Annotated in this window: 19 protein-coding genes; 9 read left to right on the top strand and 10 right to left on the bottom strand. The window is 73.5% G+C overall.

Features of this window, described 5'->3' with window-relative positions; genetic code table 11:
- The first annotated feature begins 212 nt into the window (after positions 1-212).
- Complete coding sequence (locus tag ACZ6Z8_RS15825) at positions 213-1,808, top strand: M4 family metallopeptidase (RefSeq protein WP_465610534.1); 1,596 nt, start codon at positions 213-215, stop codon at positions 1,806-1,808.
- 234 nt (positions 1,809-2,042) lie between these two features.
- Here the strand turns inward: ACZ6Z8_RS15825 and ACZ6Z8_RS15820 are convergent, their stop codons facing one another.
- On the bottom strand, positions 2,043-2,471 hold the full coding sequence (locus ACZ6Z8_RS15820; RefSeq protein ID WP_465610036.1) for a winged helix-turn-helix transcriptional regulator: 429 nt from the start codon (positions 2,469-2,471) through the stop codon (positions 2,043-2,045).
- 98 nt (positions 2,472-2,569) lie between these two features.
- On the opposite strand from ACZ6Z8_RS15820, the gene ACZ6Z8_RS15815 reads away from it, so the two are divergent.
- Complete coding sequence (locus ACZ6Z8_RS15815) at positions 2,570-3,235, top strand: NADPH-dependent F420 reductase (protein WP_465610034.1); 666 nt, start codon at positions 2,570-2,572, stop codon at positions 3,233-3,235.
- A gap of 38 nt (positions 3,236-3,273) precedes the next feature.
- Here the strand turns inward: ACZ6Z8_RS15815 and ACZ6Z8_RS15810 are convergent, their stop codons facing one another.
- The gene (locus tag ACZ6Z8_RS15810; RefSeq protein ID WP_465610032.1) at positions 3,274-4,239 is read right to left on the bottom strand and encodes an ABC transporter substrate-binding protein; all 966 of its coding nucleotides are present in this window, start codon (positions 4,237-4,239) and stop codon (positions 3,274-3,276) included.
- A 146-nt stretch (positions 4,240-4,385) separates the two neighbouring features.
- Complete coding sequence (locus tag ACZ6Z8_RS15805) at positions 4,386-5,162, bottom strand: MerR family transcriptional regulator (RefSeq protein ID WP_465610030.1); 777 nt, start codon at positions 5,160-5,162, stop codon at positions 4,386-4,388.
- Positions 5,163-5,398: 236 nt separating this feature from the next.
- Between ACZ6Z8_RS15805 and ACZ6Z8_RS15800 the strand changes: the two genes are divergently transcribed.
- Genes ACZ6Z8_RS15800 through ACZ6Z8_RS15790 form a run of 3 tightly spaced genes read left to right on the top strand, consistent with a single transcriptional unit; the run spans position 5,399 to position 8,900 of the window.
- Positions 5,399-7,006 (top strand): flavin-containing monooxygenase, encoded by a 1,608-nt coding sequence (locus ACZ6Z8_RS15800; RefSeq protein ID WP_465610028.1) that lies wholly within the window; start codon positions 5,399-5,401, stop codon positions 7,004-7,006.
- On the top strand, positions 7,003-7,998 hold the full coding sequence (locus ACZ6Z8_RS15795) for an alpha/beta fold hydrolase (protein WP_465610026.1): 996 nt from the start codon (positions 7,003-7,005) through the stop codon (positions 7,996-7,998). The genes ACZ6Z8_RS15800 and ACZ6Z8_RS15795 overlap by 4 nt, the downstream gene beginning before the upstream one ends.
- Positions 7,995-8,900: an SDR family oxidoreductase gene (locus tag ACZ6Z8_RS15790; RefSeq protein WP_465610024.1), complete on the top strand. Its 906-nt coding sequence runs from the start codon at positions 7,995-7,997 to the stop codon at positions 8,898-8,900. The genes ACZ6Z8_RS15795 and ACZ6Z8_RS15790 overlap by 4 nt, the downstream gene beginning before the upstream one ends.
- A gap of 135 nt (positions 8,901-9,035) precedes the next feature.
- Here ACZ6Z8_RS15790 and ACZ6Z8_RS15785 read toward each other — a convergent pair whose 3' ends face one another.
- A complete protein-coding gene (locus ACZ6Z8_RS15785; protein WP_465610532.1) occupies positions 9,036-10,361 on the bottom strand; it encodes an aminotransferase-like domain-containing protein in 1,326 nt (441 codons plus the stop codon).
- A 93-nt stretch (positions 10,362-10,454) separates the two neighbouring features.
- Here ACZ6Z8_RS15785 and ACZ6Z8_RS15780 point away from each other — a divergent pair, with 93 nt between their 5' ends.
- Complete coding sequence (locus ACZ6Z8_RS15780) at positions 10,455-11,135, top strand: LysE family translocator (RefSeq protein ID WP_465610022.1); 681 nt, start codon at positions 10,455-10,457, stop codon at positions 11,133-11,135.
- Between the two features lie 67 nt (positions 11,136-11,202).
- Here the strand turns inward: ACZ6Z8_RS15780 and ACZ6Z8_RS15775 are convergent, their stop codons facing one another.
- The 4 genes from ACZ6Z8_RS15775 to ACZ6Z8_RS15760 all read right to left on the bottom strand — a co-directional run bounded on the left by ACZ6Z8_RS15775 (position 11,203) and on the right by ACZ6Z8_RS15760 (position 14,173).
- Positions 11,203-12,231: a serine hydrolase domain-containing protein gene (locus ACZ6Z8_RS15775; RefSeq protein ID WP_465610020.1), complete on the bottom strand. Its 1,029-nt coding sequence runs from the start codon at positions 12,229-12,231 to the stop codon at positions 11,203-11,205.
- On the bottom strand, positions 12,228-13,163 hold the full coding sequence (locus ACZ6Z8_RS15770; RefSeq protein WP_465610018.1) for a DUF6895 family protein: 936 nt from the start codon (positions 13,161-13,163) through the stop codon (positions 12,228-12,230). The genes ACZ6Z8_RS15775 and ACZ6Z8_RS15770 overlap by 4 nt, the downstream gene beginning before the upstream one ends.
- Positions 13,160-13,888 (bottom strand): hypothetical protein, encoded by a 729-nt coding sequence (locus ACZ6Z8_RS15765; RefSeq protein WP_465610016.1) that lies wholly within the window; start codon positions 13,886-13,888, stop codon positions 13,160-13,162. Before ACZ6Z8_RS15765 ends, ACZ6Z8_RS15770 begins: the two co-directional genes overlap by 4 nt.
- A gap of 69 nt (positions 13,889-13,957) precedes the next feature.
- Complete coding sequence (locus ACZ6Z8_RS15760) at positions 13,958-14,173, bottom strand: hypothetical protein (RefSeq protein ID WP_465610014.1); 216 nt, start codon at positions 14,171-14,173, stop codon at positions 13,958-13,960.
- A gap of 155 nt (positions 14,174-14,328) precedes the next feature.
- Between ACZ6Z8_RS15760 and ACZ6Z8_RS15755 the strand changes: the two genes are divergently transcribed.
- Complete coding sequence (locus tag ACZ6Z8_RS15755; protein ID WP_465610012.1) at positions 14,329-15,102, top strand: SDR family NAD(P)-dependent oxidoreductase; 774 nt, start codon at positions 14,329-14,331, stop codon at positions 15,100-15,102.
- 164 nt (positions 15,103-15,266) lie between these two features.
- Positions 15,267-17,105 (top strand): ABC transporter ATP-binding protein, encoded by a 1,839-nt coding sequence (locus tag ACZ6Z8_RS15750; RefSeq protein ID WP_465610010.1) that lies wholly within the window; start codon positions 15,267-15,269, stop codon positions 17,103-17,105.
- Between the two features lie 93 nt (positions 17,106-17,198).
- Here the strand turns inward: ACZ6Z8_RS15750 and ACZ6Z8_RS15745 are convergent, their stop codons facing one another.
- The gene (locus tag ACZ6Z8_RS15745; protein WP_402815148.1) at positions 17,199-17,867 is read right to left on the bottom strand and encodes a lysophospholipid acyltransferase family protein; all 669 of its coding nucleotides are present in this window, start codon (positions 17,865-17,867) and stop codon (positions 17,199-17,201) included.
- Between the two features lie 176 nt (positions 17,868-18,043).
- Between ACZ6Z8_RS15745 and ACZ6Z8_RS15740 the strand changes: the two genes are divergently transcribed.
- Positions 18,044-18,256, top strand: a complete 213-nt coding sequence (locus ACZ6Z8_RS15740) for an EF-hand domain-containing protein (protein ID WP_030283062.1) — start codon at positions 18,044-18,046, stop codon at positions 18,254-18,256.
- A gap of 114 nt (positions 18,257-18,370) precedes the next feature.
- On the opposite strand, the gene ACZ6Z8_RS15735 is transcribed toward ACZ6Z8_RS15740, so the two are convergent.
- On the bottom strand, positions 18,371-20,575 hold the full coding sequence (locus ACZ6Z8_RS15735; RefSeq protein WP_465610008.1) for a bifunctional glycosyltransferase/CDP-glycerol:glycerophosphate glycerophosphotransferase: 2,205 nt from the start codon (positions 20,573-20,575) through the stop codon (positions 18,371-18,373).
- Positions 20,576-21,060: the final 485 nt, after the last annotated feature.

Below are 21,060 nucleotides of genomic sequence, written 5' to 3'. Positions count from 1 at the left end.
TGGTCACCCCCCAGCGGTAGCCCCCCACCCCCACCCCTCGGTGGCGAGCCGCTCGACCGCGCGGGGTTCCAGCACGTCAGCGCCCGTCCCGCCCCACAGGTGCCGACCCCGGCCCCCGGGACGCGGTGCGACCGCGCCCACACGCGGCTTCCCGGAAGGACTCGTACGTGAAGCGAAAGCTCGCTGCTGTCGCCGTACTCTCGGCCACGGCCATGCTGACCGGTGTGATCCAGGTCGCCACCACCGCCCAGGCCGCCCCCGCGGCCCCCTCGCTGCAGGCGCAGGCCGCCCAGCAGCACGAGGCCGTGCTCGCGGTGGCCAACGGTCAGTCCGCCCCGCTGGCCCAGGCGCTCGGCCTCGGCGGCCAGGAGAAGCTGGTGACCAAGGACGCCGTCGTCGACAAGGACGGCACCCGGCACCTGCGCTTCGAGCGCACCTACGCCGGCCTGCCGGTCATCGGCGGCGACCTGGTCGTGCACCAGAAGGCCGACGGTGCGGTCAAGTCGGTCGACAAGGCGGTCTCCGCCCGGATCGCGCTGCCGAGCCTGACCCCGAAGATCCCGGCGGACAAGGCCGCCGACCAGGCCTCCGGTGCGGTCAAGGCCACCGTCGGCCAGACCATCGACTCGGACGAGTCCCCGCTGGTGAACGTCCACCAGACCGGCCAGGCCCAGCTGGTGGTCTGGGCCACCGACGGCAACCCGCGACTGGCCTACCGGACCACGGTCGAGGGCACCCGCGCCGACGGCACCCCGAGCGCGCAGGTCCTCGTCACCGACGCGGCCAACGGCCAGGTGCTCTCCACCCACGAGAAGATCGAGACCGCCGCCGGCACCGGCAAGGGCATCTTCGTCGGCCAGGTCCCGCTCAACACCAACGAGAACGGCGGGCAGTTCGAGCTCAAGGACGCCAGTCGCGGCGGCCAGTCCACCACGGACATGAGCAACGGCCAGTCGGGCAGCGGGTCGCTGTTCGCCAACCCGAACAACAGCTTCGGCGACGGCACCAACAACAACCGCGAATCCGCCGCCGTGGACGCCCAGTTCGGCGCCGCCACCACCTGGGACTTCTACAAGAACGCCTTCGGCCGCAACGGCATCCGCAACGACGGCGTCGGCGCCCTCAGCCGGGTGCACTACGGCTCGAACTACGTGAACGCGTTCTGGAGCGACGACTGCTTCTGCATGTCGTACGGCGACGGCAGCAACAACAGCGCGCCGCTCACCGAGATCGACGTGGCCGGCCACGAGATGAGCCACGGCGTCACCGCGGCCACCGCCAACCTGAACTACTCGGGCGAGTCCGGCGGCCTCAACGAGGCCACCTCGGACATCATGGGCACGATGGTCGAGTGGTACGCCAACCTGCCCTCCAACCCGCCGAACTACTGGATCGGCGAGCTGATCAACCTGCGCGGCGACGGCAGCCCGCTGCGCTACATGGACCAGCCGAGCAAGGACGGCTCCTCGGCGGACTACTGGGACGCGAACGTCGGCAACCTGGACGTGCACTACTCGTCCGGCGTGGCGAACCACTTCTTCTACCTGCTGTCCGAGGGCAGCGGCGCGAAGTCGATCAACGGGTTCGACTACAACAGCCCGACGGCCGACGGCTCCTCGCTCGCCGGCATCGGTCGGGACAAGGCCGCGCAGATCTGGTACCGCGCGCTGACCGTGTACTTCACCTCGACGACCGACTACGCGGGCGCCCGTGCGGCCACCCTCAGCGCGGCGTCGGACCTGTACGGCGCGAACAGTGCCGAGTACAACGCGGTCGCGGCCACCTGGACCGCGGTCAACGTCAACTGACTCGGGCCTGAACCGGGCCGGGCCTGAGTTGGGCAGGCCCGTCCGGTATGCGCCCGAGCGGGGCCCGGTCGGACTGTGGGTGCCGAACGGTCGGGCCTGACGGCGGGGGCGACGGTGCGCGGACCACCGTCGCCCCCGCCGTCCTTCGTTCAGGACCGGTCAGGACACCTCGGATCAGGGCACGGCGGTAGAGGTCGCGTCACGACCAGGACGGCAGGTGCCGCTGACGGTGAATCAACTCGCGCTGCCGCCATGGCGTTCCTGGGCGGCCAGGACGGCGTCGCCGTGCACGGCCGCCCAGGCGCCGAGGGCGCGGACCGGCACGAGCAGGGCGGTGCCCGCCCCGGTCAGGGTGTAGTCGACGCGCGGCGGGGCCTCGGCGTAACGGCGGCGCTCCACCAGCCCGTTGTACTCCAGCCGGCGCAGCGTCTCGTTGAGCACCTTCGGGCTGAGCCCGCCGATCCGGTCGAGCAGGGCCCGGGGACGCATCGGCCCGCCTTCGCCGAGGACGTACACCACCACGCTGTCCCAGCGGTTGGCGATCACCTCGAAGGCCAGCCGGGCACGGCAGTCCGCGGCGAACAGCCCGCCGCCCAGGTCGTCGCCCAGCCCGCCGCCCAGGTCGTGGTCCGTCCGGTCCTCGCTGACGTCCTCGGTCCGCATGCGTCCATCCTGCCCGATCCGTTGCCTACCGGGCGGTGTGCATCGGCCCCTCTAGCGTCCGGAGCACGACATCGGACGTGATGAGGAGTGGATGCACCATGCGGATCGGCATTCTCGGTACGGGCTCCATGGCGGCCGCACTCGGCGGGGCGTGGGTGCGGGCCGGGCACGAGGTGCGGGTGGGCGGGCGTGACGCGGCGGTGGCCCGGAAGCTCGCCGCGCAGATCGGTGCCGCGGGCGGCGGCGAGGCGGCGGAGGCCGCGCGTTTCGGTGAGGCGGTGCTGGTCGCGCTGCCGGCCGGGGCGGCGGTGCCGGTGGTCGGGTCACTGGCCGGTGAGCTGGCCGGACGGGTGCTGCTGGACTGCACCGTACCGATGGCTCCGGGCCCGGACGGGCCGGCCCTGACCACGGCGGGGGCGACGGACTCCGTCGCCCGGCAGCTCGCCTCGGCGGCTCCGGCGGCGCGGGTGGTGAAGGTGTTCGGCATCTGCCACGAGAGCATCTGGTCGCTGCCGCGGCCGACCTTCGAGGGTGCGCCGCTCGGGGTGCCGTACTGCGCGGACGACCGGGGCGCCGCCGACCTGACCGCCGGTCTGGTGGGCTCGATGGGCTGCGTCCCGGTGCACTGCGGCGGCCTCGACCGGGCCGGGCTGCTGGAGGCGACGGCGGTGTTCGCGATCGGGGTGTGGTGGTCGGGCGGTGAGGCCCGGCACGTCTTCCCCTCGCCGGCGCTGGCGCCGGGGGCGGTGGATGACGCGGAGTAGGGGCGCGGGGAGGGTCGGGGGGCGGATGACGCCCGCCGTCACGCCAGGTCCGTCCGGATCCGGTCCAGGATCAGCCCGGCCCCCGTGTAGCCGATGCCCAGCATCCACAGGTTGTCGTCCACCTGGAAGACCCGGCCGTTGCGGACGGCGTCCAGGTTCTTCCACAGCGCGCCCCCGGTGATCCTGCCGCGGTCGGACTTCGCCTCGTCCCCGTACACCGAGTAGAAGATGACGTCGGCCGCCGCCTGGTCCACCTGTTCCGGGCTGATCTCCAGCGAGAACCCGGACCTGTCCTGGTTGGCCGGGCGGCCGAGCCCGAGGTCCTTGAACAGCGAGCCGACGAAGGTGTCGTCGAGGTAGAGCCGGGTGGGCGCACCGGCCAGGAAGCGGGCCATCTCGACCCGGGTGGCCGCCGCCCTGGCCGGTCCGCCCAGCGCGGTGACCACGTCCCGGAGCTTCGACCGGTACGCCGCGTCCGCCGCCGCGGCCTCGCCCTGGCGGCCCATCGCCTCCGCGTGCAGCCGGACGTTCTCCTTCCAGGTCGGCCCGGTGGTCCTGGACAGCACCGTCGGCGCGATCTCGGACAGCTGGTCGTACCGCTTGTCGTCGCGGACCTGGTTGCTCAGGATGAGGTCCGGCCGCAGCGCCGCGATCGCCTCCAGGCTGGGCTGGCCGATCGCGCCGACCGCCTTCGTCCCGGCCAGCTGCTCGGCGGGCAGGTACCCGGGGAACGGAGCGCCCTCGCTGACCGTGCTGGCGCCGACCGGGCTCAGCCCGAGGGTGACCGCCGAGTCCAGGGCGTCGGTGTCCAGCACCACCACCCGGCTCGCCCGGGCCGGTACGGCGCTCTCCCCGCGCGCGTGCCGGACCGTCCGGGTACCGCCGAAGCCGGACGGACCGCCGTCCGGCGCGGAGGAGCCGGACCCGCAGGCGGCGAGGGCGAGGCCCGGGGCGAGCCCGGCGGCGAGGCCGAGCGCGGTACGGCGGCTGAGGGTTCGGGGCACCGGCGACTCCTCCAACGGACGGACACCTCCAGCGGGCGGTCACCCCGGCGGACGGACATCACCACGGGCGGTCACCCGCCGGGAGCGGGGCGCGGCCCGCCGACGGCCGGACGGGGCGCCGGAACTCTGCCCGCCCGGCCGCCCCGCTACGCCTCGGAGCCGGACTCCCGTCGCTGGCGCAGCAGTTCGGCGTACTCGGCCTGCACCCGGCGGTCCATCGCCAGGGTGAACTGGGCGTCGGCGACCGTGCGGGCGAGCGGCCGGACCCGCAGGATGCGCTCGGTGAGCCGGGCCGCCTCGCCGGGCGGCAGCGGGGTGTCGCCGGAGAGCGCGCTGAGCAGGTGCTCGCTGACCACCTCGATGAAGATCTCGGCGATGGCGTCGACGTACTCCCAGGTTCGCCGGCTGGCGTCCAGGACGGCCGCGAGCGGTACGCCCTCGGCGACCAGCTCGGTGGTGGCGTCCATCAGCCGCCGGCTGATGTGGGTGATGCCGTCGTCCTCGATCGAGATGTAGCCCTGGGCGATCGCCTCGGCGGTGTTCTCCTCGGTGAGCTGGTCCCCGAACGCGGTCTTCAGCTCCTCCCAGTCCAGCCGCACCGGGGTCTCGTCCGACCACGGGGCGACGATCGCGGCCTCCAGCCCGATCAGCCCGGCGACGTCCCGGCCGCTCTCGCCGGCGCCGATCAGTTCGGCGATCCCGCCCAGGGTGTGGCCGCGTTCGAGCAGCTCGCCGATCATCCGCAGCCGGGCCAGGTGTTCCTCGCCGTACCAGGCGATCCGGCCCTCCTTGCGGGGCGGCTGGAGCAGTTTGCGCTCGCGGTAGAAGCGCAGGGTGCGGGTGGTGATCCCGGCCGCTTCGGCCAGTTCCTCCACCCGGTACTCGCGTTTTCTGTCGCCCGCAGCAGCTCTGACCTTGTCCACGGCGATCAGCATAGGTCCGTCACCCCGACGGGGGAGCCTCCGCAGGCCCGGGGAACATCCGGTGAATCCGGGCCGTCGCGCTTCTTCCATCCGGTGTCAGCAAGGGCTACCCTGCCAATCGCGCCAGTGATTACTGGCGCGATTGGCAGGGTTCCGAGGACGGTCCGGGAGGCCCCGGGGCCGCGACCCCCGGAAGTGCGTGACGACCACCGCCCCACCCTTCAGGAGGAGGCCGCATGGCATCCAGCAGCAAGCGCCCCCGCTCCGGCGCGTCCGCGGCGACCGACACCGGTGCCGCGACGGACGCCGGTGCCGCGACGGACGCCGGTGCCGCGACGGAGACCGTACCCCACGTGCGGGTGGCGGTGATCGGCTCCGGCTTCGGCGGCCTCGGAGCGGCCGTCCGGCTGCGCCGCGCCGGGATCACCGACTTCGTCGTCCTGGAGCGCGCGGACTCCGTCGGCGGCACCTGGCGCGACAACAGCTACCCCGGCTGCGCCTGCGACGTGCCCTCGCACCTCTACTCCTTCTCCTTCGCGCCCAACCCCGACTGGCCGCGCAGCTTCTCCGGCCAGCCGGACATTCGCGCCTACCTGGAGAAGGTCGCCACCGTCTTCGGGCTCCGCCCACACCTGCGCTTCAACACCGAGGTGCTGGAAGCCCGTTGGGACAACGAGCGGACCCACTGGCGGATCACCACCTCGGCCGGCCGGTGGACCGCCGACGCCCTGGTCTCCGCCGCCGGACCGCTCGCCGACCCGCAGATCCCCGACCTGCCCGGCCTGAGCACCTTCCCCGGCAAGGTGTTCCACTCCTCCCGCTGGGACCACGACTACGACCTGACCGGCAAGCGCGTCGCCATGGTCGGCACCGGCGCCTCCGCCGCCCAGATCATCCCGTCGATCCAGCCGAAGGCCGGAAAGCTGACCGTCTTCCAGCGCACCCCGGCCTGGGTCCTGCCGCGCCGCGACCGGGAGATCACCCAGCTGGAGAAGTGGCTGCACGGCAGGCTGCCGGTCACCGCCAAGATCCGCCGGGGCACTCTGTTCGCGCTCCGCGAGCTCCAGGTGGACGCCTTCGTGCGCCGCCCCGGACTGCTGCGCCTCGTCCAGCAGCTCGCCGAACGCCACATCGCCCAGGGCGTCCCCGACCCGGCGCTGCGCGCCAGGCTCACCCCGGACTACCGGATCGGCTGCAAGCGCATCCTGCTCAGCAACACGTACTACCCGGCGCTCGCCGCGGCCAACACCGAGGTCGTCTCCTCCGGCCTGCGCGAGCTGCGCGGCTCCACCCTGGTCGCCGCCGACGGCAGCGAGCACGAGGTGGACGCCATCGTGTTCGGCACCGGCTTCCACGTCACCGACATGCCCATCGGCACCCGGGTGTTCGGCGCGAACGGGACGAGCCTGGCGGAGGAGTGGAAGGACGGCATGGAGGCGCTGCGCGGCTCGACCGTGCACGGCTTCCCCAACCTGTTCTTCGTGATCGGCCCCAACACCGGCCTCGGCAACAGCTCGATGATCCTGATGATCGAGTCCCAACTGAACTACATGGTGGACGCGTTGACCACGCTCCACTCGATCGGCGCCGCCGCCATGCAGCCCACCGTCCGCGCCCAGCGGCAGTGGAACCTCGAACTGCAGCACCGGATGGACCGCACCGTCTGGACCACCGGCGGCTGCCGCAGCTGGTACCTGGACCCGAGCGGCAAGAACACCGTGCTCTGGCCCGGCTCCACGACCTCCTTCCGGCGCGCCACCCGCAAGGTCGACCTCGGCGAGTACGAGCTGATCATGCGCACCGCCCCGACCACCGCCCGAACCGTCCAGGAGGCCGCCGCATGAGCTCCGTCCAGCTCCCCGCCGAGTACGAACCGCCCACGCCCGTCGAGGAGTTGAGCATCCGCTCGGCGGACGGCGTCCGGCTGCACGTCGAGGTGCACGGCCGACCCGGAGCGCCCACCGTGGTGCTCTCCCACGGCTGGACCTGCTCGACCGCGTTCTGGGCCCCGGTGATCCGCCGACTCGCCGACCGCTACCGGGTGGTGGCCTACGACCAGCGCGGCCACGGGCACAGCGAGGTCCCGCCCAGCCGGGCCCGCTACTCCACCCGGGCGCTCGCCGAGGACCTGGCCGCCGTGCTCGCCCGGACCGTTCCGGCGGGGGAGCGGGCGGTGCTGGCCGGGCACAGCATGGGCGGGATGACCATCATGGCCGCCGGCGGCCGACCCGAGGTGGCCGAGCGCACCGCCGCCAACGTCCTGATCTCCACCGGTCCGAGCGAGCTGGTCGCCGAACTCACCGTCCTGCCGGACGCCGTCCGTGCCCCGGGCCTGCGGCGCTTCCTGCACCGGCAACTGCTGCGCTCCCGGCTGCCGCTCGGCCCGGTCTCGGCGGTCAGCCGGGCGGCGCTCAAGTACGCGACGATGGGACCGGCTTCACCCGCCGGCCAGGTCGAGGCGACGGCCCGGATCGTGCACGCCTGCCCCACCGGGGTGCGCTTCCACTGGGCCGGGGTGCTCGACCGGCTGGACGTCCGGGCCGGGCTCGGTCGGATCAGCGCGCCCACCGCGGTGGTGGTGGGCACCGCGGACCGGCTCACCCCGCCGGTGCACGCCCACCGGATCGTCGCCGAACTCGCCGACCCGCAGGGGCTGCTGCTGCTTCCCGGAGTCGGGCACATGGCGCCGCTGGAACGGCCGGAGGAGGTCGCCGCCGAGATCCACCGGATGGCCGCCGCGCACCTGACCGGTGCCGCCCCCGCTTCCGTCCCGGCTTCCGCCCCCGCTTCCGTCCCTGCCCCCGCCGTCGCCGTCGAGAGGACCACCGCCGCATGAACGCCATCCCGCCGTTGTCCGCGCAGGTCGTCGTCGTCACCGGGGCCGCCCGCGGGGTCGGTGCCTCGCTGGCCCGCAAGCTGGCCCGGCGCGGGGCCAAGGTCGCGCTGCTGGGCCTGGAGCCGGAGGAGCTGAAGGCCGTCGCGGCGCAGTGCGGCGCGGCCGCCACCGCCTGGGAGGTGGACGTCACCGACCTGGAAGCGCTCAACGAGACCGCCGACCGGATCAAGGAGCACTACGGGCGGATCGACACCGTGGTCGCCAACGCCGGGATCGCGATCGGCGGACCGCTGGCCGACAGCGACCACCGGGCGTTCAGCCGGGTGATCGAGGTCAACCTGCTCGGCAGCGTCGCCACCGCCCGGGCCTTCCTGCCGGCACTCGTCGAGAGCCGCGGTTACCTGCTGCAGATCGCCTCGCTCGCCGCGCTGACGCCCGCACCGCTGATGAGCGCCTACTGCGCCAGCAAGTCCGGGGTGGAGGCCTTCGCCCACTCGATCCGCGCCGAGGTCGCCTACCAGGGGGTCAAGGTCGGTGTGGGGTACCTGAGTTGGACCGACACCGACATGGTGCGCGGCGCCGACGAGGACACCGTGCTGAAGCAGATGCGCGGCCGGCTGCCGTGGCCGGCCAACAAGACCTATCCGCTGGAGCCCGCGGTGGACCGGATCGTCGCCGGGATCGCCCGACGGTCCGCCCACGTGTACGCCCAGGCCTGGCTGCGCGGCATGCAGCCGGTGCGCTGGCTGCTGCCCAGCCTGATCGCGGTGGTCGGCTCCCGTGACGTGGCCAAGCTCGCCCCGCAGCTGGCGGCCACCGCCGCCTCCCGCCTGCGTGCCGTCGGGGCCGGCGGCGCCGCCGACACGGCCGCGCGCGGGAGCCGGGCGGGGGCGGACGGGTGACGGGTGGCGGCGGACCGCTGACGGCGAACAGATGACAGCTGACAGGTAACAGCGAACAGATGACAACTGACAGATGACAGATTTCAGATTTCGAAATCTGTCATCTGTCAGTTGTCACTTGTCATTCGTCGGCGGTCAGCCGTCCGCGATCCCCGCCAGCACCCGCAGTGCCCACGCCAGGACCGGCAGCGGCGGCGAGGCCAGCCCCACCCGCACCGCGGACGGCGTGCTCCGCGGGTCCACCGCGAAGGCCGACGCGGGCGTCACCGAGATCCCCGCCCGCGCCGCCGCGGCGACGAAGGTCTCCGCCCGCCAGGCGCCCGGCAGTTCCCACCACAGGTAGTACGAGCACGGGTCCGCCCGCACCCGCTGGCCCGCGAGAGCCTCCCGGGCCAGCGCCTGTCGCGCCGCCGCGTCCGTCCGCTTCGCCGCCGTCACCGCCGCCAGCGTCCCGTCCCCGATCCAGCGAACCGCCGCCTCCAGCGCGAAGCCGCTCGGCGTCCATCCGCCGGTCCGCAGCGCGCCCGCGACCCGTTCGCGAAGCCCGTCGGGGACGACCGCGAACCCGGTGGTCAGTCCCGGTGCGAGCCGCTTGGAGAGGCTGTCGACCAGCACCGTCCGCTCGGGCGCGAGCGCGGCGAGCGGCGACGGTCCGGGGCGCAGGAAGGACCAGACGGCGTCCTCGACCACCGGCAGGTCCAGCCGCCGCAGCTCCGCCGCCAGCGCGACGGCCCGTTCGGGCGGCAGGCTGACACCGAGCGGGTTCTGCACCCGGGGCTGGACGTACACCGCGCTCAGCGGCGCCGCCCGGTGGGCCGTCGCGACGGCGTCCGGCCGCAGCCCGTGCTCGTCCACCGCGAGCGGCACCAGCCGGATGCCCAGACGCTCCGCCACCGCCTTGACCACCGGGTAGGTCAGCGCCTCGACCCCCAGCCGCTGCCCGGGCGGCACCAGCGCGGCGAGCGCCCCGGCGACGGCCTGCCGCCCGTTGCCCGCGAACAGCAGCCCGCGCGCGTCGACTTCCCAGCTGCCCTCGCCCGTGGCGAGCAGCCCGGCGAAGGCCTGCCGCGCCGCGTCCGTCCCGGCCGCGCCGACCGGCCGCAGCGCCTCGCCCAGCGCGTCCGCCCGTAGCAGCGGCGCCAGTCCGCGGGCCAGCAGCTCCGCCTGCCCGGGCGCGCTCGGGTAGTTGAGTTCCAGGTCGATCGGCGCGGCGGCCGGTTCGGCGAGCGCGATCCGCCCGTCCTCCGCGGACCGCCCGGCCCGGACGAAGGTGCCGCGCCCGACCTCGCCGACGGTCAGCCCACGCCGGACCAGTTCGCGGTAGACCCGTCCCGCCGTCGAGGCGGCGATGCCCCGGCTGCGGGCGAAGGCGCGCTGGGTGGGCAGCTGCTGGCCCGGCCGCAGCCGTCCACCGGTGATGTCGGCGGCGACCTCGTCCGCGATCAGCCGGTAGTCGTCCATCACGTGCCAACCCCTCATCCACCTGCGACCAGCATTGCACCGAGCGCAAAGTCATCATTGCATCGAGATCGCCCCGCGCCCTAGCCTCGACGCATGGACGAGCTGAAGAACGCCGCGGACGCCCTGGATGCGGTGGACGGCCACGCGGTACTCGGCATCACGGCCGTGGCGCTGGGCATGGTGCTGTCGCCGGGGCCGAACATGATCTACCTGGTCTCGCGCTCGATATCCCAGGGCCGCCGTGCAGGGCTGGTGTCGCTGACGGGAGTCGCCGTCGGGTTCCTGGTCTACCTGGTCGCGGTGACGGCCGGGGTGGCCGCGGTCTTCTCGGTGGTCCCCGTCCTCTACACCGCGATCAAGCTGGCCGGCGCCGGCTACCTGCTCTGGCTGGCCTGGAACGCGGTCAAGCCCGGCGGTACGGCGGTCTTCGCCCCGCAGCAGCTGCCCCCGGACCCGCCCCGCCGCCTGTTCACGATGGGCTTCCTGACCTGCCTGCTCAACCCCAAGATCGCCGTCATGTACATCTCGCTGCTGCCCCAGTTCGTGGTGCCCGGGCGCGGCCACGTCGCGGCGCAGAGCCTGGTGCTGGGCCTGACCCAGATCGCGATCGCGGTCGGCATGAACGGCCTGATCGCGATGAGCGCGGGCAGCATCGCCGGCTTCCTCAACCGCCGCCCGGCCTGGCTGCGCGTCCAGCGCTACGTGATGGGCACCGTCCTGGCCGGCCTCGCGGTCCGCATCGCCGCCGACCGCGCCAAGGCGGTGGCGGTCTAGGACTGGCCCAGGATAGGCCGAGGACCGGTCCAGGACCTGTCCAGGTCCTGTCCCCGGGGCGGCGCCCTCAGCCGCCCCGGGCGGCGGCCCGCAGCAGCTCGTACCCGGCCTGGACGAGCCGCCCGTCCAACGCCGGTGCCGTGTTGGCCAGGACGGCGACGGCGGCCGGGCCCTGGGCCGAGAAGCCGACGAAGCTGGTGAATCCGCGGGTCCCGCCGGAGTGGAAGTAGAGGTCCCGGCCGCCCGAGCGGCGGTGCATCCAGACGAGGCCGAGCCGGTCGGCCGAGCGGGGCAGCCGCAGTCGAGGTCGCTGGACCTCCCGCAGCGCGGCCCCCAACGCGCCCTCCGCGCCACGGGTGTGGGCGCCGAGGTAGCGCAGCAGGTCGGCCCCGGACGACCGCAGGGCGCCCGCGCCCGGCAGCCCGGGGATGCGCCAGGGCGGCAGCGGCCGTCCGCGGCGGTGTCCGACGGCCAGGCGCGGCGCATCCGCAGCGCATGTCGTGGAGTACAGCCCGAGCGGTCCACAGACGCGCTCGGCGAGCAGTTCCCCGTACGGAAGGCCGCCCGCCTCGGCGAGCACGCGCCCGAGGAGGCCGAACCCGTAGTTGGAGTAGCAGTACCGGCTACCGGGTCTGCCGCGCACCGTGGTTCGGGCCAGGCCGCGTTTCAACTGTTCCTCGCCGTAAGCGGCGTACGGATTGGTGAACCAGGACGGCGCGGCGCTCGCGAGCAGTCCCGGCGGCAGCCGGGGCAGCCCGGAAGTGTGGGTGGCCAGGTGCAGCAGCCGGATCGGTTCGTCCGAACGCACGGCGGCCGGGCGCCAGTCGGGCGGCAGGTGGTGCTCCAGCGGGTCGTCCAGGGCGAGTTCACCGCGTGCGGCCATCTCCGCCAGCAGCAGCGCGGTGAACGTCTTGCTGACCGAACCGAGTTCGAAGACCGTGTCCGGCTCGCACCCGGCCGCCGTCCGCCCGTGCCCGAGCCGCCCGTGGCAGCGCACCTCCTCGCGCTCCCCGTGTGCCACGGCGACCGTCACGGCGGTGGCGTACGGCCCGGCCGCCCGTGGCGTCGCCGCGAGCGCGGTGGTCAGCTCGCTCATGCGACCACCGGTGTGCCGCCGAGCGCGCGCGAGAGCGCGACGGTGGCCGCCACCACGCCCACCACGGCGGTGTGTTCGTGCTCGCGGAAGGTGTCCTCCGGGTCTGTGTCGACGGGTGTGGTGCCGTCACGCGGGATCAGTCCGTCCGCGTGCTGGATCGCGTCCAGGGCCTCCCAGCCGGTCCGGCCGGTGACCGGCTCGCCGATGCACGAGTCGACGATGAGCAACTCGCCGGCGAGGTCCCACTGCTCGGTCTCCAGCCAGACGTCGAGCCAGACCGGCAGCCAGTCGCTCAGGTAGTCGCGCACCGGTTCGGGCAGGCAGTCGGGCCGCGAGCCCCAGTCGGTGAGGTGGAACACGGTGTGGGTGACCTGGTAGCCGATCGCCCAGGCGATGGTCCACGGCTCGGGGCGGGCGCCGAGCCAGGTGTGCCGGGCCAGGGCGGCCCAGTCCGGCCGGTGTTCGAGTCCCGCGATCCGCCAGGCGTTGGCGAGGGCGAGCCGGCGGCTCCCCTGCATTTCGAGGGCGTGGACGGCCCGGAGGCGGCCGAGCGAGTTCAGCAGCTCCTCCAGGGCGGCGTGGCGGTAGCCCGCCCGGGCGAAGTGGGCGTAGGTCTCCAGCGGGTCGGTGATCACGACGTGGCGCAACTGTCGGTCGTAGAGGAGGTCGCCCCCGCGCAGTTGGGCCCAGGCGGTGTCGAGGAGTTCCTGCGCCGCCCGGGTGTCGCGGGGGCCGGCGACGCCCTCGCGGAGCACCAGGGACGCGGCCAGCGCGGCCTCGCAAAGCGGCTTGTAGGCGTCGTCCGGATCGGCCAGGTCGATGACGGTGCTGTCCGTGAGCCGTCCCCTGCCGTCGGTGTAGTGCGCGTGCAACCAGGCCAGCGCCCGGGTGCCGAGCCGTTGGGCGATGGTGAGCACCTGGCTGTCGGTCATCGCGAGGTCCTGCCCAACAGGCTCTGGGCCACGACGAGTTCGAGGCCCGTGCGGGCGCTGCCGGGGCCGGCCAGGCGGATCCGCTCCAGCACGGGGGCGACCTCCAGCCGGACCGGCCGGCCGTCGGCCCGGGCCCAGGCGAGCCAGCGGGCGAGTCGGACGGCGGTGGTGAGGTCGTTCCGGAGCATGGCGCGGGCCGTGCCGCGGGCGAGGCCCAGGGTGTGGCTGCGGGCGTCGTCGTGGACCGGGCCGTCCAGGCCGGGCAGTGCCAGGACGGACAGCTGTGCCATCCGTACGGACCAGGCCTGCCATCCGGCGGTTTCCGGGCCGGGCGACGGCGCGGGGAGCGTGGGCGGCGGAGGGGAGGGCGAGGCGGCCGCACCGAACGGTGTCCGGGCCAGCACCCGTTCGGCGGCCCAGTCCTGCCAGCCGATCACCAGCGCCGCTTCCCCGGATCGGGCCGCCGGAGGGGGAAGGGTGCGCCGGGCCTCGGCCAGCAGTTCGGCGGTGGGGCCGTCGGGTTCTGCCCCGGTGAGCAGTTGCGGGGCGAACAGATCCGGGCCGAGCACCCGTACGGCGGCCAGCAGCGGGCGGGGCGCGGGGGTGTCACGGGTCGTGAGTGCGGCCGGACCCCCGCCGTCCCGGAGGGCGTCGAGGGTCCGGCCCGCCACTCGCTCGACCGCTGCGGCGTACTCGTCGCGCAGTGACGTGTCGGCGAACGGCATGCGGAGGGTCCCTCCTTCGGGCATCCGAGAAGTGGTACTGGGCGCGAGCCCCTGGGCGGAGCGGCCCGGCTACCGGGCCGGCTTCTCCTTCGGCGCCTTGGGCGCCTTGGGGGAGAGGGTCAGCAGCCCGGCCAGCAGCAGCAGGCCCTGGGCTTCCGGCAGGTAGGCGGGCGCGTCGGACACCACGGCCTCGTCCTCCACCATCAGGCTCGCGAGGGTCTCGGCCTCGGTGGGCGTCGCACTGCGTGACGCCGAGGCGGTCTCGGTCCGGAGCTGGGTGAGCATCAGGTGTGCCTCCTCGTCTGGAACGCACCGCCCGGCCGGGCGATGCCCTCGTCCGACGGTACGAGCACGATCGATGGCCGGCATCCGCAGCCCGCCGACCAGGTGAGTCGCCCTGGGTGTGGGCGTGGCTGCGGTGAGTCGGTACCGTCAGGGGCATGACCACAGCCTTGATCACCGGCGCGACCGCCGGCATCGGAGCCGCCTTCGCCCGCCGGCTCGCCCGCAGCGGCTACCGGCTCGTCCTGGTGGCCCGGGACACCGAGCGCCTGGAGCGTTCGAGCGCGGACCTGCACGCCCGGTACGGCACCGAGGCGGAGGTGCTGACCGCCGACCTCGCCACCGACGAGGGCATCGCCGCCGTCGAGGCCCGGCTCGCCGACGCCGAGCGCCCGGTGGACCTCCTGATCAACAACGCCGGGTTCGGCAACAAGGGCGCCTTCGGGACCGTCCCGCTCCAGGGCGAGCTGGACATGCTGAAGGTGCACATCGAGGCCGTCCTGCGGCTGACCACGGCCGCCCTCCCGGGGATGCGCGAGCGCGGCCGGGGCGCGGTCGTGAACGTCGCCTCGGTGGCGGCCTTCCTGCCGCGGGGCACCTACGGGGCGAGCAAGGCGTGGGTGGTGAGCTTCACCCAGGGCGTGCTGCGCGACCTCGGCGGGACGGGCGTGCGGATGATGGCGCTGTGCCCGGGCTTCACCCGGACCGAGTTCCACCAGCGGGCGGGCATGGGCACCGGCAACATCCCGTCCTGGTCCTGGCTGTCGGCCGAGCGGGTGGTGGACGAGGCGATGCGTGACCTCGCCCGCGGCCGTTCGGTGTCCGTGCCGGGCAAGCGCTACAAGCTGGCCGTGGCGATCGCCCGGGTGCTGCCGTCCGGCAAGCTCGGCGGCCTGTCCTCGAAGGCTGCGCGCACCTACCGGACGAACTGAGGCGCGCGGCGGTCGGCCGGGCCGGCACGGCGAGGGGGAATAGAGCAACCCTCACTATTAGCTTGCCTAACTATGAGCTACTCTCGCTATGCTGAAGCCCGACCGACCGCCATGCCCGCCGCCGCGGCCACGCCCCCGCGCGCCCGATCCAGGGAGGCCCGTTCTTGAGGCCCGCCGCCATCGACTGGACCCCGCCCGAGCGCACCGAGGGCGACCCCCGCCCGCCGGCCCAGTGGCGGCGCATCCTCGCGCTGTTCCGCCCGTACCGGGGCCGCCTCACCACCGTCGGACTGCTGGTCGCCGCCTCGGCCGTGGTGTCCGTCGTCTCGCCGTTCCTGCTCAGGGCCGTGCTGGACACCGCCATCCCGCAGGGCCGCACCGGGCTGCTCAGCCTGCTCGCGCTCGGGATGATCCTCACCGCCGTGGTGAACAGCATCTTCAACGTGCTGCAGACGCTGATCTCCACCACCGTCGGCCAGCGGGTCATGCACGACCTGCGCACGGCGGTCTACGGCCACCTCCAGCGACAGTCGCTGGCCTTCTTCACCCGCACCCGCACCGGCGAGGTGCAGTCCCGGATCGCCAACGACATCGGCGGCATGCAGTCTACCGTGACCTCCACCGCGACCAGCCTGGTCTCCAACCTCACCGCGGTGATCGCCTCGATCGTCGCCATGGTCGCCCTCGACTGGCGGCTGACCGTCGTCTCGCTGCTCCTGCTGCCGCTGTTCGTCTGGATCAGCCGGCGGGTCGGCCGGGAGCGCAAGAAGATCACCACCGAGCGGCAGAAGCAGCTGGCCGCGATGAGCTCGGCGGTCCAGGAATCGCTGTCGGTCAGCGGCATCCTGCTCGGCCGCACCATGGGCCGATCCGACTCGCTCGCCCGGGAGTTCACCGAGCAGTCCGACCAGCTCGCCGGCCTGGAGGTGCGGGCCAGCATGGCCGGGCGCTGGCGGATGAACACCATCATGATCGTGATGGCCGCGATGCCCGCGCTGATCTACTGGGCCGCCGGGCTGACCTCGGCCGCGGGCGCCCCGATCGTCTCGGTCGGCACCCTGGTCGCCTTCGTCACCCTCCAGCAGGGCCTGTTCCGCCCGACCGTCAGCCTGCTCTCCACCGGCGTGGACGTGCAGACCTCGCTCGCGCTCTTCCAGCGCATCTTCGAGTACCTCGACCTGCCGGTGGAGATCGCCGAACCGCCGCGGCCGGTCGACCTGACCGACATCCGCGGCGAGGTCCGCTTCGAGGCCGTCGACTTCCGCTACGACCCCGAGCAGGAGCGCCCGACCCTGGCCGGCGTCGAGCTCAAGGTCCCGGCCGGGACCTCACTGGCGGTGGTCGGCGAGACCGGCTCCGGCAAGACCACCCTCAGCTACCTGGTGCCGCGGCTGTACGACGTCACCGGCGGCCGGGTCACCCTGGACGGCGTGGACGTGCGCGAGCTGTCCTTCGACACCCTGGCCCGCGCGGTCGGCGTGGTCTCCCAGGAGACCTACCTCTTCCACGCCTCGGTCGCCGACAACCTGCGCTTCGCCAAGCCCGGCGCCGACGACGCCGAACTGGTCGAGGCCGCCCGGGCCGCGCAGATCCACGAGACCATCGCCGCCCTCCCGGACGGCTACGACACCCTGGTCGGCGAACGCGGCTACCGCTTCTCCGGAGGCGAGAAGCAGCGCCTCGCGCTCGCCCGCACCATCCTGCGCAACCCGCCCGTGCTCATCCTGGACGAGGCCACCAGCGCGCTCGACAACCGCACCGAGCGCGCCGTCCAGCAGGCCGTGGACACCCTGGCCGCGGGCCGCACCACCATCACCATCGCGCACCGGCTCTCCACCGTCCGCTCCGCCGACCAGATCGCCGTGCTCGACCACGGTGAGGTGGTCGAACTCGGCACCCACGAGGAGCTGGTGGAGCTGGACGGCCGGTACGCGGCGCTGCTGCGCCGGGAGGCACCGGAGGTCGCGGCCCTGGCGGACGCCGCCGCGCTCGGTCACGCGTGACCCCGTGGGCCCCGGCTGTCGGCCGACCCGGTCGGGCACCGACGGTGCGTGGCCCCGCGGCCGTCGGCCGCGCGGGACCGGGCCGAAGGGCGGTCAGGCCGCCTTCGGGATCTCGTTGTAGCTCTCCACGACCTCCTGGCCGGAGAGCCGCTGGATCGCCGCCATCACCTCGTCGGTCACCTGCCGACGGGCCTTCAGCGAACGGGCCTGCCCGTGAAGCTCGTCGAAGTGCAGCGGCTCGCCGAAGCGGACGGTGACCTTCTTGATCCGCGGGACGCGCTTGCCGATCGGCAGGATGTGCTCCGGGCCCTCAAGGGCCACCGGCACCACCGGGACGCCCGCGGTCAGCGCGAGCCAGGCGACGCCCGTCTTGCCGCGGTAGAGCCGGCCGTCCAGCGACCGGGTGCCCTCGGGGTAGATGCCGAAGGCCTTGCCGGCCTCCAGGATCTCCAGCGCCGACTCCAGCGAGGCCTGCGCGGAACGGTAGGTGCCGCGCTCGACCGGCACCGCGCCGATCGCCTCGAAGAAGCCCTTGGAGACCCGGCCCTTGAGCCCGGTGCCGGTGAAGTACTCGGCCTTGGCGAGGAAGTGCACCCGGCGCGGGGCGGTGAGCGGGATCACCACGCTGTCGATGAACGACAGGTGGTTGCTGGCCAGGATCACCCCGCCCTTGCGCGGCACGTTCTCGATGCCCTCGATGACCGGGCGCCAGATCCCGCGTGAGACGGGTTTCAGCACCAGCCTGGTGGCGAGGTCGAGCACGGTTCCCTCCCTGGACGAACGACCGCCCGGGAGGAGCCCGGGTCAGCAATCAGACCCGCAGACTACGACACCCACCCCGGCGCCCGTCCACTCCCGGACACCGTGGCGCACACCACGGCCGGGTAGGGTACGGCCGTCCGAACCGCGCAAGACCCCGCAGTGCCCAGGAGGAAACGATGGAGAGCGTCGAGGCCATCAAGGAGATGTTCGACCGCTTCGACAAGAACGGCGACGGCAAGATCACCGCTGCCGAGTACGCGCTGGCCGCCAACGAGATGGGCGACCACAGCGTCACCATCTCGATGGCCGAGGCACTGATCCACGCGATGGACACCCGTCACCAGGGCTTCCTGGACTTCGAGGAGTTCCTGGCGGCCCGCCAGCGCTGAGTCCGCGCGGACGTGGCCGGGGCCGCCGACGGGGCGGTCCCGGCCTCGGCCGTCGGTGGCCCCGGTCCCGCCCGTCGGCGGGCCCCGGTCCCGCCCCGCCCGGCGGCCGCTCCGCTACCGTCCCGGGCCCACCGGGAACACCCGGCGCACCACCCGCTCCGCCGCCCCGCCGTCGTCCCAGACGCAGAACTTCGCCCGGAACCGCTCCCGGGCCCCCGGCTCCGGATCGCCCGCGCGCAGCGCCCGCGCCAGCCCGTCCAGGTCCACCGTGACGGCGCCCGGCGGCTCCGCGAACAGGTCGAAGTAGACGCCGCGTTCGCGCTGGTACTCCTCCCAGTCCGGGGCGAATATCACCACCGGCCGGTCCAGCACCGCGTAGTCGAACATCATCGACGAGTAGTCCGTCACCAGCGCGTCCGCCGCCAGGTAGAGGTCCTCCACGACCGGGTGCGCCGACACGTCCACGATCCGCGCCGCGTCCTCACCGGCCGTCAGGTCGCCCGGGCCGCCGGTGTGGAAGTAGTGGGTGCGCACCAGCAGCGTGAAGCGCGGGCCGAGGCGCCGGGCCAGCTCCGCCACGTCCAGCAGCGGCACGTAGCCGCCCTTGCCGCCGCGGTGCGTCGGCGCGTACAGCACCGCCGTGGTGCCCGGGCGCAGCCCGAGCCGCTCGCGCATCGCCCGGACCTCCTCCGGGGTGGCGTTGGCCAGCCGGTCGTTGCGCGGGTAGCCGGTGTCCAGCATCTCGTACCGGCCGGGGAAGGCCCGGGCGAAGTGCTCGCTGGTGTGCGGGTTGGAGGAGACCAGGAAGTCCCAGCGGTCGATGGCCTCCTGGAGCCGGTCGAAGTCCATCCCCTCGGCCGCCTCGGGGCGGCCCCGCAGGTCCATGCCCATCGCCTTGAGCGGGGTGCCGTGCTGGGTCTGGACGTGCACCGTGCCCTGGCGCTTCGCCATCGTGCGCGGGAAGTTGACGTTGTTGACGAAGTACTTGGCGGTCGCCATCGCCTTGAGGTAGGCGGGTGTGTTGACGATCACGTACGGGACGCCGGGCGGCATGGTGTCGGCCTGCCGGCGGTTCTCCACCACCCACACGCCGCGGATCTGCGGGGCGAGTTCCTTCGCCTTCTCGTAGATCGCCGCCGGGCTGCACGCGTAACCGCGGTGCCAGTACGCGGCGTAGACCGCCAGGTGCTCGTCCAGCGGGAGCCGGCGGAAGGCGTTGTACGCGGTGAACCGGGCGCCGCTGCGCACGCCCTTCTTCACCGCGGGCGCCACCGCCCTCGCCCCGCGCTTGAGTTCGCGCGGCAGCCGGCCGGTGCGGCGCAGCTCGGCGTAGGCGACCCGGGCACCGCGGGCGGCCAGCCGGTACTGCACGCCGCGCACCCCGCCGGGGAAGCGGTAGTCCGCCGGGCGGTGGCGTTCGAAGTGCAGGGCGATGCGGTGGAAGTAGTCCTTGCGCCGGGCGACGGGGACCAGCCCGGGGGTGTCGTAGATGTTCAGCGCCTGGCGGACGGTCCGGTCGAAGACCAGGGTGCGCAGTGACTCCGGGACGGGCCTGCCGGGGCGGTCGGAACGGTTGATGAAGGCGAAGATCGCGTCGTACTGGGCGAACACGTCGGCGTGCTTGGGGGAGGAGGTCGCGGTGATCGCGCCGTCCCGGCCGCGCCGGTAGAAGTAGCAGGGGCGGTCCAGGTAGCGCAGCCGCTCGGCGGCCAGCAGGGCGGGGTAGGTGACCGAGATGTCCTCGTAGTAGCCGCGGCCGAAGGCGACGCCGAGGCCCTCCAGGAACTCGCGGCGGAACACCTTGTTCCAGACCGACATCACGGTCTGGAACAGCGCCGGGTGCTCGGCCAGGGTGCAGCCCTCGACCAGCGGGGAGCCGACCAGCACGTGCCGCCAGGGGTTGGGCTCGCTCCCGCCGTCCGGATAGACGTGGGTGAAGTCGGTGAGCAGCACGTCGGCGGGCACCTCGCGGCGGCGCTCCTGGGCCAGCTCGTCGAGGATCACGCCGACCGTCCGCTCGGGCAGCCAGTCGTCGCTGTCCACGAACCAGACGTACTCGCCGCGCACCTGCGGCAGGGCGGCGGCCCGGGCGCCGCCGAGGCCCTGGTTCTCGGTGAGATGCATCACGCGCAGCCGGGGGTCGCGGGCGGCGTAGGCGTCCAGGATCGCGCCGGAGCCGTCGGGGGAGAGGTCATCGACCGCGATCACCTCGAAGCGGGTCTCGGCGGCGGGGGTCTCGCCGAGGATCGAGTCGAGGCAGCGCGGCAGGTACCGCTCCACGCCGTGGACCGGGAGCACGATGCTGAGGAGGAGGGACACGCTGGCCGAGTCTACCGATCCACGGGGTGCGACCTGCGGGGACGTCCGGCCGCGGAGGCCGGGCGGTGCGATCGGCGGGTGACCGGCCCGGAACCGCCGGTGCCGGGCCCCGAGCGGGGCGGCACCGGCAGTCTGGTGGCGGCCCGGCCGACCCTCTACGGCCGGCCGCCGGTCCGGGCACCGCGCGGGCCTGGCCACCGCAGCGTCGAGGTGGCCGGGCAGTGGCCCGCAGGAGCCGGAGTTCCTCATCGAGTCGTTTATCACTCGAACACGCGCATGGTGCGGTGCGGGCACCTGGGCGTGCGCATCAGATATTGCTTGGAGGATAGGCGGGAGTCAATCCCCCGAATGCGTTCACTTCATGAAGTCGGATGAAGTCGGACGGTGACGCGGGTGATCGCTTTGTCGACGTGGCGGCTGTCCCCTATATGGGGAGCCGTGCCGGAGCCGTGCTGGAGTGGCGCCGGAGTGACTCCGGAGTGGTA

This window comes from Kitasatospora sp. NPDC101108, assembly GCF_055584725.1.
The sequence above is the reverse complement of the archived record's forward strand: the minus strand, read 5'-3'. Positions and strand labels throughout refer to the sequence as shown.

Excerpts from the sequence above, each read along its gene's own strand:
- ACZ6Z8_RS15825 (WP_465610534.1), top strand. The coding sequence starts at position 213 with ATGCTGACCGGTGTGATCCAGGTCGCCACCACCGCCCAGGCCGCCCCC.
- ACZ6Z8_RS15820 (WP_465610036.1), bottom strand. The coding sequence starts at position 2,471 with ATGCGGACCGAGGACGTCAGCGAGGACCGGACGGACCACGACCTGGGC.
- ACZ6Z8_RS15815 (WP_465610034.1), top strand. The coding sequence starts at position 2,570 with ATGCGGATCGGCATTCTCGGTACGGGCTCCATGGCGGCCGCACTCGGC.
- ACZ6Z8_RS15800 (WP_465610028.1), top strand. The coding sequence starts at position 5,399 with ATGGCATCCAGCAGCAAGCGCCCCCGCTCCGGCGCGTCCGCGGCGACC.
- ACZ6Z8_RS15795 (WP_465610026.1), top strand. The coding sequence starts at position 7,003 with ATGAGCTCCGTCCAGCTCCCCGCCGAGTACGAACCGCCCACGCCCGTC.
- ACZ6Z8_RS15790 (WP_465610024.1), top strand. The coding sequence starts at position 7,995 with ATGAACGCCATCCCGCCGTTGTCCGCGCAGGTCGTCGTCGTCACCGGG.
- ACZ6Z8_RS15785 (WP_465610532.1), bottom strand. The coding sequence starts at position 10,361 with ATGGACGACTACCGGCTGATCGCGGACGAGGTCGCCGCCGACATCACC.
- ACZ6Z8_RS15780 (WP_465610022.1), top strand. The coding sequence starts at position 10,455 with ATGGACGAGCTGAAGAACGCCGCGGACGCCCTGGATGCGGTGGACGGC.
- ACZ6Z8_RS15775 (WP_465610020.1), bottom strand. The coding sequence starts at position 12,231 with ATGAGCGAGCTGACCACCGCGCTCGCGGCGACGCCACGGGCGGCCGGG.
- ACZ6Z8_RS15770 (WP_465610018.1), bottom strand. The coding sequence starts at position 13,163 with ATGACCGACAGCCAGGTGCTCACCATCGCCCAACGGCTCGGCACCCGG.
- ACZ6Z8_RS15765 (WP_465610016.1), bottom strand. The coding sequence starts at position 13,888 with ATGCCGTTCGCCGACACGTCACTGCGCGACGAGTACGCCGCAGCGGTC.
- ACZ6Z8_RS15760 (WP_465610014.1), bottom strand. The coding sequence starts at position 14,173 with ATGCTCACCCAGCTCCGGACCGAGACCGCCTCGGCGTCACGCAGTGCG.
- ACZ6Z8_RS15755 (WP_465610012.1), top strand. The coding sequence starts at position 14,329 with ATGACCACAGCCTTGATCACCGGCGCGACCGCCGGCATCGGAGCCGCC.
- ACZ6Z8_RS15740 (WP_030283062.1), top strand. The coding sequence starts at position 18,044 with ATGGAGAGCGTCGAGGCCATCAAGGAGATGTTCGACCGCTTCGACAAG.